11 protein-coding genes, 2 rRNA genes and 1 riboswitch are annotated in these 14,663 nt (G+C 66.1%); of the genes, 3 read left to right on the plus strand and 10 right to left on the minus strand.

Annotated features, from left to right (window positions below; translation table 11 throughout):
* Positions 1–443 precede the first annotated feature (443 nt).
* A riboswitch (FMN riboswitch) is annotated at positions 444–598 on the plus strand.
* Positions 599–605: 7 nt separating this feature from the next.
* Both AC1AYR_RS11515 and AC1AYR_RS11520 read left to right on the plus strand, forming a co-directional pair.
* Positions 606–1,208 carry an ECF transporter S component gene (locus AC1AYR_RS11515; RefSeq protein WP_476512685.1) on the plus strand — a complete coding sequence of 201 codons (603 nt, stop codon included), beginning with the start codon at positions 606–608 and terminating at the stop codon, positions 1,206–1,208.
* 5 nt (positions 1,209–1,213) lie between these two features.
* On the plus strand, positions 1,214–3,700 hold the full coding sequence (locus tag AC1AYR_RS11520) for an energy-coupling factor transporter ATPase (protein WP_476512684.1): 2,487 nt from the start codon (positions 1,214–1,216) through the stop codon (positions 3,698–3,700).
* 4 nt (positions 3,701–3,704) lie between these two features.
* On the opposite strand, the gene AC1AYR_RS11525 is transcribed toward AC1AYR_RS11520, so the two are convergent.
* A complete protein-coding gene (locus AC1AYR_RS11525; RefSeq protein WP_476512683.1) occupies positions 3,705–4,964 on the minus strand; it encodes an MFS transporter in 1,260 nt (419 codons plus the stop codon).
* Between the two features lie 177 nt (positions 4,965–5,141).
* Positions 5,142–6,479 carry a type I glutamate--ammonia ligase gene (gene glnA / locus AC1AYR_RS11530; protein ID WP_034528550.1) on the minus strand — a complete coding sequence of 446 codons (1,338 nt, stop codon included), beginning with the start codon at positions 6,477–6,479 and terminating at the stop codon, positions 5,142–5,144.
* Between the two features lie 70 nt (positions 6,480–6,549).
* On the opposite strand from glnA, the gene AC1AYR_RS11535 reads away from it, so the two are divergent.
* The gene (locus tag AC1AYR_RS11535) at positions 6,550–7,998 is read left to right on the plus strand and encodes a DUF2252 domain-containing protein (protein ID WP_476512682.1); all 1,449 of its coding nucleotides are present in this window, start codon (positions 6,550–6,552) and stop codon (positions 7,996–7,998) included.
* A gap of 278 nt (positions 7,999–8,276) precedes the next feature.
* On the opposite strand, the gene priA is transcribed toward AC1AYR_RS11535, so the two are convergent.
* From priA to AC1AYR_RS11575, 8 genes are all read right to left on the minus strand, one after another.
* The gene (gene priA, locus AC1AYR_RS11540) at positions 8,277–9,002 is read right to left on the minus strand and encodes a bifunctional 1-(5-phosphoribosyl)-5-((5-phosphoribosylamino)methylideneamino)imidazole-4-carboxamide isomerase/phosphoribosylanthranilate isomerase PriA (RefSeq protein WP_476512681.1); all 726 of its coding nucleotides are present in this window, start codon (positions 9,000–9,002) and stop codon (positions 8,277–8,279) included.
* 141 nt (positions 9,003–9,143) lie between these two features.
* Positions 9,144–9,788 carry an imidazole glycerol phosphate synthase subunit HisH gene (hisH, locus tag AC1AYR_RS11545; protein ID WP_476512680.1) on the minus strand — a complete coding sequence of 215 codons (645 nt, stop codon included), beginning with the start codon at positions 9,786–9,788 and terminating at the stop codon, positions 9,144–9,146.
* A 43-nt stretch (positions 9,789–9,831) separates the two neighbouring features.
* Positions 9,832–10,554: a hypothetical protein gene (locus AC1AYR_RS11550; protein WP_476512679.1), complete on the minus strand. Its 723-nt coding sequence runs from the start codon at positions 10,552–10,554 to the stop codon at positions 9,832–9,834.
* Positions 10,554–11,156: an imidazoleglycerol-phosphate dehydratase HisB gene (gene hisB / locus AC1AYR_RS11555; RefSeq protein ID WP_476512678.1), complete on the minus strand. Its 603-nt coding sequence runs from the start codon at positions 11,154–11,156 to the stop codon at positions 10,554–10,556. Before hisB ends, AC1AYR_RS11550 begins: the two co-directional genes overlap by 1 nt.
* A gap of 30 nt (positions 11,157–11,186) precedes the next feature.
* Positions 11,187–12,347 (minus strand): histidinol-phosphate transaminase, encoded by a 1,161-nt coding sequence (locus AC1AYR_RS11560; RefSeq protein ID WP_476512677.1) that lies wholly within the window; start codon positions 12,345–12,347, stop codon positions 11,187–11,189.
* A complete protein-coding gene (gene hisD, locus AC1AYR_RS11565) occupies positions 12,344–13,741 on the minus strand; it encodes a histidinol dehydrogenase (protein ID WP_476512676.1) in 1,398 nt (465 codons plus the stop codon). Before hisD ends, AC1AYR_RS11560 begins: the two co-directional genes overlap by 4 nt.
* A 372-nt stretch (positions 13,742–14,113) precedes the next feature.
* Positions 14,114–14,230, minus strand: a 5S ribosomal RNA gene (rrf, locus tag AC1AYR_RS11570).
* A gap of 167 nt (positions 14,231–14,397) precedes the next feature.
* Positions 14,398–14,663, minus strand: a 23S ribosomal RNA gene (locus AC1AYR_RS11575); the annotation flags it as partial.

Here is a 14,663-nt window from a genome sequence, read left to right on the forward strand (position 1 = left end):
CCCGGACCCGACCGGCAAACCCCCGGCCGGACGGCGAAGCACGCCCACCACGCACAACCCCTAACCCGATACATCACCCCGGCCACAAGTTGACAAAAACATAGGAACACCCCCCCGGAACAATCATTATTAGACAAACCGTCAATTCGTTGTCATATAAGCAGACACGCCGTGCTTTCCGCGTCCAATTTCACCCCCTTGCGGCCACATCGTGAAACGCGGACACCCCGCTTTCCGCAATGTGTCACGCCATCACGATCCGGCGCTTGACCACCCCTCAATCACCCCGTAGTCACCCGTCGCCGCGTCATCCGCGCACATCACGACCGCACGCTCCGCACCCACCCCTCACACTCCCCCGCACACCCCGTTTGACTCCCCGTCGTTGCCCGCAGAGCGAAACGCGGCTTGCGCTCATCCACCCCACCGCGTATACAGAATCCTGTCAGTTTCAGGGAAGGTGCAATTCCTTACTGGCGGTAACCCGACCCCCGGGATTCATAACGGGAGGATTCGGGAAGCCCGCGAACCGCGTGAAGCGGCCGATCCGGTGAGAATCCGGGGCCAACGGTTACAGTCCGGATGAAAGAAACGGAGAGCTCACCATGAGCGTATCTTCTGATAACCATATCCAGTCCAAGCGCATCGACCACGCCACCGGTCCGCACGCCACGGGAGTCGCGGATTCCGGCCGTTGGTCCACCCGCCGCATCGCCGTCTACGCGCTGTTCGTCGCATTGGCGATCGTCACCAGCTTCATCGAACTGCCGATCTTCCCGGCCGCACCGTACCTGAAGTACGATCCGTCCGGCATCGTGAGCCTCATCGCCGGATTCGCGTTCGGCCCGGCCGCCGCCGCCATCGTCTCCGTGCTCGGTTTCCTGCCGCACGCGTTCACCGACCCGTGGGGCGCACTCATGGCGATTCTCGTCGCGCTCGCCCTGTCGCTTCCGGCGTCCGTCATCTACCGTCGCGACCGCACGCGCAGGGGCGCGTTCATCGGCATCGTCGCGGGAGCCGTGGTCGCGCTTGTCGCGGCGATTCTCGGCAATCTCGTCATCACGCCGATCTACGCGCACATGACCGTCGCGCAGGTCGCCGCCATGATCGTGCCGGTGCTGCTGCCGTTCAACGTGCTCAAGTTCGCAATCCACGCGGTCGTCACGTTCGCCATCTACAAGCCGATTACCACGCTGCTCGACAAGTAACCGACGTGAACCTCGCCGAACTCAGCCACATCCGTTTCAGCTATGACGGCGGCGCCACCTGGGCGCTCGACGACGTTTCGTTGACCGTCCACGAAGGCGATTATCTGGCGCTCACCGGCGCGAACGGTTCCGGCAAGTCGACGCTCGCCCGACTCGTCGCCGGACTCGCCGCGCCGGACACCGGCACCGTGACGCTGCTCGGCCGCACCGTCTTCTCCCCCGACACGGGTGCCGATGCCGACGCGTACCGTGCGGCCCGCCGCGGCATCGGCGCCGTGTTCCAGAACCCGGAGGACCAGCTCGTCACCACCGTGCTTGAAGACGATGTGGCGTTCGGCCCCGAGAACCTCGGTGTGCCACGCGACGGCGACGACGGCAACGGACGCGGCGGCATCGGCGAGCGCATCACCGAATCGTTGCACGCCGTACGATTGGACGACATGCGCCGTGCGAACCCGATCCGCATGAGCGGCGGGCAGCAGCAGCGCGCCGCCATCGCCGGCATGCTCGCCATGCGCCCGCGGCTGCTCGTGCTCGACGAGCCGACCGCCATGCTCGACCCGCTGGCGCGACGCGAAGTGATGGACGTGCTCGACGAGCTGCACGCCGCCGGCACGACCATCCTCCACGTCACCCATCACCCGGACGAAATCGCACGAGCCTCCCGCATCATCCATCTCGACGCCGGGAAGGCCGTCCTCCCGATTTCGCCCTCGATTTCGCCCCTGATTTCGCCCCAGCCGGAACATAACCGTCCCGCGACGCCTTCCCCACTCTCGCCCCCGCCGGCGGGGGCTCCCGCAACGCGGGTGGGGGTGGTCGACCCGCAACCCCCGCGCTCCGCATCCGACGATGCCGCCCCCTCCCCCGTCATGCTGTCCCTATCGCGCGTCTCCTACTCATATCCGGGAGCCGATGGCCCTGCTCTCCGCGACGTATCACTCGACGTCCGCCGCGGCGAGACTGTCGCGCTGATGGGAGCGAACGGCTCCGGCAAATCGACGCTGTTGCGTCTCGTATGCGCACTTGCCAAGCCGGATTCCGGATCGGTCACCGTGGACGGCATTCGCGTCGAGGCGGCAAAACGACGCGATCTCGCCGCGCTGCGCCGCACGGTGGGACTCGTCATGCAGCATCCGGAACGCCAACTGTTCGCGGATACGGTGCACGAGGATGTCGCGTACGGCCCCACGAACCAGGGTCTGCCGCAGACCGAAATCGACGCTCGCGTGGACGAGGCGCTGCGCGTCTCACGCATGAGCGGGCTCGCCGAGCGTTCTCCGTTCGACCTGTCGGGAGGCCAGCAGCGTCTGGCGGCCATCGCGGGGGTCATCGCATGCCGGCCGAAGCTGCTCGTCATGGACGAGCCGACCGCCGGCCTGGACGAGGACGCGCGCGGACGCGTCTATCGGCTCATCGACGATCTGCATGCGAAAGGCGTGACCGTACTCGTCGTCACGCACAGTCATGCGGAGGCGCGGCGCATGGCCGATCGCATCGTGGACATGGCCGCGTTGTCCGGCGATGGTTCCACGCATGCCTCGCTCGGCGTCCCCGCGGATGCCGGAACAACCGGCACCGACCGTGCCCATGCCGAGCCCGCACCCCGACCCGGAGCGGACGGCCGTGGCGCGACCGTTGCGCAAACCGTTTCACGGAGCGTTTCACAACCCGTTTCACGGGATGTTTCACGCGGTTCACGGAACGTGCCTCGAATCGCGGCGAAATCCGCACCCATCGCCCGTCTTGACCCGCGCGTGAAGATGGTGGCATTCCTTGTCGCCATGTTCTCCGCGTTCGCCATCGGGAACGCATGGCAGCTCCTGCTCGGCGCGGCGTTCACCGCCGGCGTGGCCGTGGCCGCGCGTCTTCGTCCGGCCCGTCTCCTCGGCTCGGTGAAGATGTTCCTCGGCTTGTTCGCGGTGATGGGATTGCTCAACGTATTCGTCGTGCGCACCGGCACCGCCCTGTTCTCGCTTGGCCCTATCCCGGTGACGGACGACGGCGTGGCCACGGCCGTGCTGTACACGTGCCGTTTCGCTCTGGTCATCATCCTGGGCGCGGTGTTCCTCGCGACGACCACGCCCACCGCGATCACCGACGCGTTCGCCGCGCTGCTGCCCCCACTGCATCGGCTGGGCGTGCACACGCAGGAGATCGCGCTCGTCTTGAGCCTCGCACTGCGGTTCATCCCCACGCTGGCGGCCGAAGCGCAGGCCGTGGCGGACGCGCAGGCGGCACGCGGCGGATCGATCGAAACCGGGTCGATGCCGCAACGGGTGAAGGCGATGACGGCGATCATCGTGCCGGTCTTCGCCGGCGCGCTGCGCCACGCGGACAATCTCGCGCTCGCTTTGGACGCCCGCTGCTATGAGGAGGGCATCCGACGCACGCATTGGCGTGTGATGCGCGTCGCCGCACGCGACGTGACGTTCATCGCCGTGCTCGTCTGCTATCTGTCCGCGCTCGTCGCCCTGGCCGTACTGCTCTAGTGGTCTAGCCCTCGACGGTTTCGGTCTTCTCCCCCGCCGGCACGTAACGGCGCAGCAGCGTGGTGATGACGACGGCGAGCGCGGCGAAGACGGCACCGAACGGTCCGAGCCACGTGAGTCCCAGATGGTCGTTGACGAGGCCGCCGACGGCGGAGCCGATGGCGATGCCGATGTTGAAGCTCATCGAGTTGAGCGATGCGGCGAGGTTCATCGACCCGGGGTGCGACTGGGCGGCGACATCCATGTACAGCACCTGTGAGGCGGAATTGAACAGGTACATCATCATGCCGAGGGCGACAAGCAGGATCGCACCGTACACGGGAACGACGGGTGCGAGCGCGAGCGAGGCGAGCAGTATGGTGTGCAGGCAGAAGACGGGGCGCGTGTGCACGAGCGGTTCGACGCCGCGGCCGCGTTCGGCGAGCTTGCCGCCGTACAGGTTGCTCCACAGGCAAGCGACGCCGTACAGGACGAGCCCGATGCTCACGTATTGTTCGGGCACGCCGATCTCGTCGCGCATGATCGGCGTCAGATACGTGTAGAACACGTAGCTGGAGGCCGCGCCGCACACGACGGTGAGCACACCGCCCCAGATGCGGTGGTCGAAGAAGAGGCGGAACTGGCGCAGGAAGCCGATGGTCACCGGGTGCGAGTTGCGCGGCAGGACGAGGAACATGAGCACTATGAGCGCGGCGGTGGCGGCGGTGATGATGAGGAACGTGATGCGCCAGCTGAACGTGTTCGCCACCCACGTGCCGAACGGCACGCCGACGACGGAGGCGATGGAGAACCCGGAGAACACCCATGCGATGAACTTGGTGCGGTATTTGTCGGTGGTGACGTCGGGCGCGTAGGTCATGGCGATGGCGACGAGCGTGCCGGAGACGAGCGCGATCATGATGCGCGCGACCAGCAGGACGGCGTAGTTGGGCGCGAGCGCGCACAGCAGGTTGCCGGCGAGGAAGACGCCCATGAGCGTCAGATAGGTCGCGAAGCGCGGGAAACGCGCGGAGATGGCGGAACCGAGCGGCGTGACCGGCGCGTAGACGAACGCGAACAGGGCGACGAGGTTGCCGACGGTCACTTCGGAGACGTTGAGTCCCTGCGCGATGTCGGGTAGGATGCCGACGACCACGAATTCGCTCATGCCGAGCATGAAGCTCGCGAGGATGAGGATCGTGACCGGCAGGTTGAAGAAGCGGTCGGATCGGGGTGAAACCGGTTTCTTTTCAGGGGCCGTCGTGGGGCGTGGAGTATTCGTCATGCGTCTGGTTCTTCCTCGTCGTGATGTTCCATGTGCATGCTATTGGCCCAGCCCTACAACAACGCACCCATGACACGCAGAGGGGGTCTTCCGGACGATCAATCCGGAAGACCCCCTCCAATGCGGTCGGGAGGCGGAACAGCGCGTATCGCGATGCCGCTCCCCTCCCCGCAGGCGCTACAGCTTCGGCAGATACTTCTTGAGCTCGAACGGCGTGACCTGCTGGTTGTACTCCTCCCACTCCTGACGCTTGTTGCGCAGGAAGTAGTTGAACGCGTGTTCGCCGAGCACGTCCGCCACAAAATCGGACTTCTCCATGATCTTCAGCGCGGAGCCGAGCGAACGCGGCAGCGGTTCGATGCCCATGGACTGGCGCTCCTCGTCGGTGAGTTCCCACACGTCGTCGCTCGTCGGTTCGGCCAGCGTCATCTGCTTCTCGATGCCGTCGAGGCCGGCGGCCAGCAGCACCGAGTACGCGAGGTACGGGTTGGCGACCGGGTCGAGACCGCGGAACTCCATGCGCGCCGAATTGCCCTTGCCGGGCTTGTACTGCGGGATGCGCAGCAGCGCGGAACGGTTGTTGTGGCCCCAGCAGATGTAGCTCGGCGCCTCGTTGCCGCCCCACAGACGCTTGTACGAGTTCACGTACTGGTCGGTGACCGCGCAGATCTCCGCCGCATGGTGGAGAATGCCGGCGGCGAACTGGCGGGCGGTCAGGGACATGTTGAACTCCTGGCCGGCCTCATAGAACGCGTTCGCGTCACCCTCGAACAGGCTCAGATGCGTGTGCATGCCGGAGCCGGGCGCGTCGGCCAAGGGCTTAGGCATGAAGCTCGCGTGGATGCCGCGTTCCAGCGAAATCTCCTTGACCACGGTGCGGAACGTCATGATGTTGTCGGCCGTGGTGAGCGCGTCCGCATACCGCAGGTCGATCTCGTTCTGGCCGGGGCCCGCCTCGTGATGCGAGTACTCCACCGAGATGCCCATCTGTTCGAGCATGTTCACGGTGGCGCGGCGGAAGTCCATGCCGGGGCTGCGCGGCACGTGGTCGAAGTAGCCGCCCTCGTCGATTGGCGTCGGCGCCTTCGACCAGTCCTCCTGCTGTTCGAACAGGTAGAACTCCATTTCGGGGTGCACGTAGAACGTGAAGCCCTTCTCCTTCGCCTTGGCGAGCGAACGCTTCAGCACGTGGCGCGGATCGCCGAGGCTCGGCTCGCCGTCCGGGGTGAGCACGTCGCAGAACATGCGGGCCGTCCCCTGCGGTCCGCCGCGCCACGGCAGGATCTGGAAGGTGGAGGGGTCGGGCTTGACGATCATGTCGTCCTCGGACACGCGCGTCATGCCCTCGATGGCCGAACCGTCGAATCCAAGCCCCTCCTCGAACGCAGCCTCCAGTTCCGCCGGCGCGATGGCCACGGACTTCAGCGTGCCGAGCACGTCCGTGAACCATAGACGAATGAAGCGCACGTCGCGTTCCTCGACGGTGCGCAGGGCGAACTCCTGTTGCTTATCCATAGTGCCCAATCCTCACACCCACGTGTTAGGGCTTTGTTACCTCGGCGTATGTCACGCTACAGTGGTGCCCATGAGCGAAGCTGCACACGACCATCTCACCCCGTCCGCCAATCCTCCCGTCGATGTCTCCTCATGGAAGCAGGCGGATTCCCCACGCGAGCGTTCCCGAGCCGGCATCGCCGCCCGCCGCCAGGCGCCGCTCGAATCGCACGCCGTCTGGCAGGTGCGTTCCGGCCGCCGCGAGGCGATCGACCTGCTTGAGGAGCAGTCCGCGATTCGCGTGCCCGACCTGATCCCACTGCGCTACAAGCGCATGAGCGCCAGCCCGTTCACGTTCTACCGCGGCACGGTGCTCATCATGACGAACGATCTGGCGACCACGCCGGTCACCGGCATCCCCGTGCAATGCGTGGGTGACGCGCACATCGGCAACTTCGGCATCTTCCGCTCCCCCTCCGCACGTCTCGTGTTCGACATCAACGACTTCGACGAGACGGCGACCGGACCGTGGGAATGGGATCTCAAACGTCTCGCCGTGTCCGTGGAGATCTGCGGACGCGCGAACAAGCTCAAGGAGAAAGACATTCGCGCCGCCGTGCTCCAGTGCACGCGCACCTACCGCGAGCGCATCAAATGGTTCTCCGAAATGGATTATCTCGACGCCTGGTACGAGCATCTCGACGTGGAGGAGACGCTCGACCGGTTCGAGACGACCGGCGGCGGCAAGCGCAACGGCACGCTGCGTCAGGCCGCGATGAAGGCGCTGCTCAAGGACAACGACGCGGCCGCCGCGAAACTGTGTCGCCTCAAGGACGGCAAGCTGAGGTTCAAGTCGAACCCGCCCGAACTCGTGCCGATCAACGAGCTGGACGGCTACGCCGATCTCGATGCGCTGCAGGCGCGTCTCGACACCCTGTTCGAGAACTACCGCCATTCCCTGTACGAGGACCGGCGCTGGGTGTTCGACCATTTCCGTTACCAGGATGCGGCGCGCAAGGTCGTGGGTGTCGGCTCGGTGGGACAGCGCGCCTGGGCGAGCGTGTGGATCGCGCGCGACATCGACGATCCGATGATGATCCAGATGAAGGAGGCCACGTATTCGGTGCTCGAGCACTATTGCGGCGCCTCCCCGTACGCGACGCACGGCGAACGCGTCGTGCAGGGCCAGAAGCTGATCCAGTCCACGGCCGACGTGCTGCTCGGCTGGACGAGCTTCCTCGCGGAGGACGGCAGGAAACGCGACTACTACGTGCGCCAGCTGTGGAACGGCAAGGGGTCGATCGACATCGACAACCTCAACGCGACCGCCCTGTCCGATCTGGCGCGCATGTGCGCATGGTGTCTCGCGCACGCGCACGCGCGCACCGGCGACTCGATTGCGATCGCGAACTATCTGGGAGGCTCCGACGAATTCGATCAGGCGATTGCCTCGTTCGCCGTCAGCTACGCCGAACAGAACGACAAGGACTACGCCGTCTTCAAGAAGATGATCAAAAAGGGCCAGCTCCCCTGCGCCTAAAGCGCCGCTCCGATTCGCCGGCGGGAGCTGCCACCCGGCACACCACTCAACGTGCCCTGAATCCCCCGCTCCCGCCGGCGGGAGCTGTCGCGTACAACGCGACTGAGGGTGGTCCGAGTTCGCTCCACCGGCGAAAGCCGTTTCGCAACACACGACCAAGCGTGCTCCGCGCATCCTCTGCTCCCGCCGGCGGGAGCTGTCGCGCACAACGCGACTGAGGGTGGTCCAGGCCCAGCCCGGAACCACCCTCAGTCGACCATCGCGCTGTTCTCCGTCGCCTACCGCGCGACTTCGAGCGCCTCTTCGAGCGTGAACGCGCGCGCGTACAACGACTTGCCGAGAATCGCGGAGTCGACGCCGATCTCGGCGAGCGTGCGGATGTTCCTCAGATCGTCGAGCTTGGCGATGCCGCCGGAAGCGGTCACCTTCGCGTCCGTACGCTCGGCGACCTCGCGCAGCAGGTCGAGGTTCGGGCCGCTCATCATGCCGTCGCGTGCCACATCGGTGACGACGTAACGCGAGCATCCGGCGTCGTCGAGCATCTTCATCGTCTCGAACAGGTCGCCGCCTTCGCGCGTCCAACCGCGCGCGGCGAGCGTGTGCCCGCGCACATCGAGGCCCACGGCCACACGGTCACCGTATTTCGCGATGACCTTGCGCGTCCACTCGGGGTTCTCCAGCGCGGCGGTGCCGATGTTGACACGTGCGGCGCCCGCCTCAAGCGCGGCGTCGAGCGACGCGTCGTCGCGCACGCCGCCGGACATCTCGATGTTGACACGGTCGCCGAGCTCGTGGACGATCTCACGCAGCTGGGCGCGGTTGTCGCCGGTACCGAACGCGGCGTCGAGATCGACCAAGTGGATCCATTCCGCACCGGATTCGACCCACGTGCGCGCCGCCTCAAGCGGGGAGCCGTAGTCGGTTTCGGAGCCGGATTCGCCTTGGCGCAGACGCACGGCCTTGCCGTCGCGCACGTCGACGGCGGGAAGCAGGGTAAGGGACATGATCACACCTTTCTAAGAGTTCCTGGTGACGGTCCTGTTCGCCCATGGGGCGGCCGGGACAATGACGGATGCGGGACGACGAAACGACGAACGACCTGACGGGAGACACCCGATGACGGAGACACCCGGAGCGGCCCCACGTCAGAACGTGGCGATCCAGTTCTTCAGCAGCTGGGCTCCCGCGTCACCGGACTTCTCCGGATGGAACTGGGTGGCGGACAGGGGCCCACGTTCGTAGGCGGCGACGAACCGGCTGCGGCCATACGTGCACCAGGTGACGTGGCTGTCGTCGGCAATGTCGATCTGGAATCCGGACAGGTCCTTCGCCGTCGCCTCATGCGCCGCGTAGGAGTGGACGAAGTAGAAGCGCTCATCCTCCACGCCCTTGAGCAGCGTGGAACCCTGCGCGCCTTCGACCGTGTCCCAGCCCATATGCGGCACGACGTCCGCGTCGAGCGGATCGACGGAACCGCCGATCAGCCCCACGCCGGCGGCGTTCTCCCCGTGCTCGTGACCGGTCTCGAACATCACCTGTTCGCCGACGCACACGCCGAGCACGGGACGTCCGGCGCGCAGACGATCGACAATCACGCGATCGCCCTGCACGTGGCGCAGCCCTTCCATGCAGGCGGCGAACGCGCCCACGCCCGGCACGACGAGACCGTCGGCCTCCAACGCCTGACGGTAGTCGGAGGTGAGCGTGGTGTCGACGCCGAGCCGGGCGAGCGCACGCACCATGGAACGCACGTTGCCGAATCCATAGTCGAAGACGACTGCTGTGGTCACGGGATTCTCCTTATCGATGTGTCGGGTTTCGCGATGCGACGGGTTATTCGATGCTGGAACCGCGGGTCGCTCCCCCGCGTCCCATGCGCGTGTGCTCGGCGATCACCTTCATCGCCTGATCGTGGTCCATGCTCCCGGATTCGACCACTTCGAAGCCCTGCGTCTTCAGCTGAGCGACGGTGGTGATGCCGAGCATGAGATCCTCCACGAAGCGCGGCGTCGAGTTGAACAGGATGGGCGGGGCGAGCGTGGACCCGGATTCTCCGCCCGCGTACAGGGTGACTTCGAGCTTGTCGGCGCGGTTGACGCCGAGCACGACGCTCATCCCGCCGACGACGGTGGTGATGTCGCGTGCCGCCGCTTCGGGAGCGTCGCCGTCGAGATCGCGCAGCACGGCGACGGCGCCCTGATTGGAGCCGATGCAGTCCGCGGAGATGTCGGACAACTGGCAGAACGCGGCGAGTAGCGGCGCGGACGCGATGCGCGTGACGAGCGCCGCCATCTTCGCCTTGTTGCCGAGCAGCCCCTGCAGCGCGTCTTCGAAACCGGTGGACGGGTCGATCGCCGAAGCGTCGTCGGGGATGTCGATGCTGATGTCGTCGATGGACGGCAGGTCGTCGCCGGACGTCGTCGCGTCGGACGCGGCATCCGCGATGCCGTCGTCCTGCGCGAACTCCTTCTCGAATCCCGCCATCGCCTTGGCGATGTCGTCGTCGGAAAGATGACCGTCGTCGCCGAGGTTCTTGTCGTCGTCCCAACCGGACATCACAGCGATCCCTTCGTGCTCGGAATCAGCCCCTCGATGCGCGGATCGGGTTCGACGGCAAAGCGAAGCGCACGCGCGAACGCCTTGAACTCGGCTTCGGCGATGTGATGCGGGTCGCGGCCGGCAAGCACCGTCAGATGCAGGCAGATGCCGGCATGCAGCGCGATCGACTCCATGACGTGACGCACGAGGGAGCCGGTGAAATGACCGCCCATCATGCAGTATTCGTAGCCTTCCGGCTCGCCGGTGCACACCACGTACGGACGTCCGGAGATGTCGACGACGGCCGTGGCGAGCGCCTCATCGAGCGGCACGGTGGCGTCGGCGAACCGACGGATGCCGCGCTTGTCACCGAGCGCCTGCTTCAGCGCCTCGCCGAACACGATGGCCGTGTCCTCCACGGTGTGATGCACGTCGATGTCGGTGTCGCCGTGCGCGTGGATCTTCAGGTCGATGAGCGAGTGCTTGCCGAGCGCGTTCATCATGTGGTTGTAGAACGGCACGGAGGTGTCGATGTCGGTCTGGCCGGTGCCGTCGAGGTTCAGTTCGAGGTCGATATGCGACTCGCTGGTCTCACGGACGATGTGCGCGGTGCGCGCCATATTCGGACTCCTTGTCCCTTGTCGTGACGATTATTCTGCTTCTACGATACGCAACGTCTCGGCGAGGGCCTCGCGGAAACGCCGCATCTCCTCGTCAGTGCCCATGCACACGCGCAGCCAGCCGTCCGGGCCGACGACGCGGATGAGCACGCCGCGCTTGAGCAGTTCGTCGAAGATCGCGTCACGCTTGTCGAAGCGCCCGCCGAAGAGCAGGAAGTTGGAACCGGATTCGGCGACCTCGAGGTTGACGCCCTTGTAGGTCTGCTCCTTGAGCCATGCGGCGGTGGCCTCGCGGGTCTCGCGCAGATGCCCGACGCGGCTGAGCTGCTCGTCGGTGTGCTCGAACGCGGCGAGGGCGGCGGCCTGCGTGACGGCCGACAGATGGTACGGCATGCGCACGATGCGCACGCAGTCGATGATGCCCTTGCTTGCGGCGAGGTAGCCGACGCGCGCGCCGGCGAAGGCGAACGCCTTGCTCATCGTGCGGCTGACGGCCAGGTTCGGATGATCCTTGATGAGGCTCACGGCGCTGGGGGTGCCGGGGTTGCGGAACTCCACGTACGCTTCGTCGATGACGAGGATCGGGTGCACGCCTTCGCCAGCGCCTTCGACCTCGGCGGTCTCGCAGGCGGCGAGGATACGCTCGATGTCCTCCATCGGCAGCGGCGTGCCGGTCGGATTGTTCGGGCTGGTGAGCAGCACCATGGACGGCTTGACCTCGCGGATTGCTTCGATGGTCTTCTCCACGTTGAGCGTGAAGTCCTCGTTGCGGTGAGCGAGCTTCCAGCCGGTGAACGTGTCGCGCGCATACTCCGGGTACATGGAGTACGTGGGGTCGGCGCCGAGCGCGGTACGCCCCGGGCCGCCAAACGCCTGGAACAGCTGGAGCATGATCTCGTTGGAGCCGTTCGCGCCCCACAGTTCGTCCACGTCGAGACGCGTGCCCGACTCGCGGGCGAGATAGTCGCTGAACGCCTGACGCAGTTCGATGTGCTCGCGGTCCGGGTAACGGTTCAGCGTGGGCGCGATCTCACGCACGCGGCGGGCGATCGTGTCGCATACGGCCGGATCCGGAGCGTACGGATTCTCGTTGACGTTGAGGCAGACGGGCACGTCAAGTTGTGGCGCACCATACGGTTCCTCACCGATCAGATCGTTCCTCAGGGGCAGATTCGAGGGGATGGCACTCACAGCAGACCGGCTTCCTTCTCCTGCTCGCGCAGGGTCTCCTTGTCGTACGGATCCTTGACGAAGCGGGACAGCACGCACTCGCCGTGGGCGGGCAGATCCTCGGACACGGCGAACGCGTTGATGCGCGCGGCGAGGGCTTTGAGGCCCTCCTCGTCGTATTCGATGACTTCGACGGGCTTCATGAACGTGTGCACGCCGAGTCCGGCGGCGAATCGGGCGGTGCCGCCGGTGGGCAGCACGTGGTTGGAACCGGACATGTAGTCGCCGAGCGGCACCGGCGAATACGGGCCGCGGAAGATGGCGCCTGCGTTCTTGATGCGCTTGACGACCTCGTCCGCGTTCGCGGTCTGAATCTCAAGATGCTCGGCCGCGTAGGCGTTGGCGGCGTCGATGGACTGGTCAAGACCGTCGGTGAGGACGATAGCCGACTGCGTGCCGCTAAGGGACGTGTGGACGCGTTCGGCGTGCTCGGTCTTCGGCACGCGGTAGTTGAGGTTCTCCTGCACCTTCTCGGCGAGTTCCGGGGAGTCAGTGAACAGGACGGAGCCGGCGAGCTCGTCGTGCTCGGCCTGACCGATGAGGTCGGCGGCGAGCAGGCTCGGGTTCGCGTCCTTGTCGGCGATGATGCCGATCTCGGTGGGGCCGGCGACCGCGTCGATGCCGACGAACGCGGAGACAAGGGACTTGGCGGTGGCGACGAAGATGTTGCCCGGGCCGGTGATCTTGTCGACCGGATCGCACAGCACGGCGCCGTCCTGCGGTTCGGAGCCCTTCGCGCCGTACGCGAACATGGCGATGGCTTGGGCGCCACCCACCGCGTACACCTCCTTGACGCCGAGAATGGCGCAGGTGGCGAGAATGGTCTTGTTCGGCAGGCCCTTGTCGTTGTCGCGGGCCGGCGGGGTCGCGATGGCCAGGGATTCGACGCCGGCGGCCTGCGCGGGCACGGCGTTCATGATGACGGAGCTCGGGTACACGGCCTTGCCGCCGGGCACGTACAGGCCGACGCGCTGGATCGGAATCCAACGTTCGGCGACGCGCGCACCGGGCGCGAGATCGGTGTGGAAGTCCTTCGGCACCTGATTGGCGGCGACGGCGCGGGCGCGACGCACGGATTCCTCGATGGCGGCGCGCACCTCCGGGTCGAGCGTGGTGAGCGCATCCTGGATGGCCTCTTCGGGCACGCGCAGGTGCTCGGGGCGAACGTGGTCGAACTTCTCCTCGAAGTCACGCAGTGCCGCGGCACCGCGCTCCTTGACGTCGTCGAGGATGGGGCGCACCAGATCGGTGGCTTCGGAGGTGCCCATCGCGGCGCGCGGCATCGCGGCCAGCAGCTCGGCACGGGACAGGACTTGACCGCGAAGGTCGATGATTCGCATGATGTTCTCGCTCATAAGAGCCCATCGTAACAACGCCGATGGTTGGAATGACGGGGAATGTCCACTTTTCACCCCGTTCGTGCCCTCTTCTTCGCAGGTCGCTCCCGTGTTTCCTCCCGCCGGCGGGAGGTGGCGCGCAGCGCCGGAGGGTGGTTTCGTGGCCCGCGTGTGTGGCGGGGTTCGTTCCCGTCGCGTGCCCGTTGTTTCCTCCCGCCGGCGGGAGGTGGCGCGTGAGCGCCGGAGGGTGGTCGCACGCGCGTGTGGTGATGTGGCGTGCGTGTCGTGGCGGGTTGTTCCCCCCGTCCGCGTGTGTGGCTTGTCGGGTGTCCGGGTATGGGGAAGGCCCTTGGGAGCTGTTGCTCGACCAGGGGCCTTCGTGGGATTGTGGTGCGGCGGCGTGCTACTCTCCCACACCCTGTCGGGTGCAGTACCATCGCCGTGCCAGGTCTTAGCTTCCGGGTTCGGAATGGGTCCGGGCGTCTCCCCTGGGCCATGACCGCCGCAAATCTTCAATTATGGGACCCGCCCCGTTCGGGGGGTCGTTCCCTGGGCTGGTGGTTCGGGGACCGGATGGTGGACGCTTGTCGATCGTGTTGTGGTCACGGACGGTTGTTCCGTGTCGCGTGTTTTCGCGCAGTCTTCGCCGATGCTCTCCCACCCTCGGGGTGGGGTTGTGTGTCGCGCTTCCCCGTTAGTACCGGTCGGCTCCACCCCTTGCGGGGCTTCCACGTCCGGCCTATCGACCACGTGTTCTGCATGGGGGGTCTCAGGCCCCGAAGGGCCCCGGGAATACTTATCTTGGAGCGGGCTTCCCGCTTAGATGCTTTCAGCGGTTATCCCTTCCGAACGCAGCCAACCGGCGGTGCCACTGGCGTGACAACCGGCGTACCGGAGGTTCGTCCACCCAGGTCCTCTCGTACTATGGGCAGGTCTCCTC

It is taken from the genome of Bifidobacterium sp. LH_417, assembly GCF_056357035.1.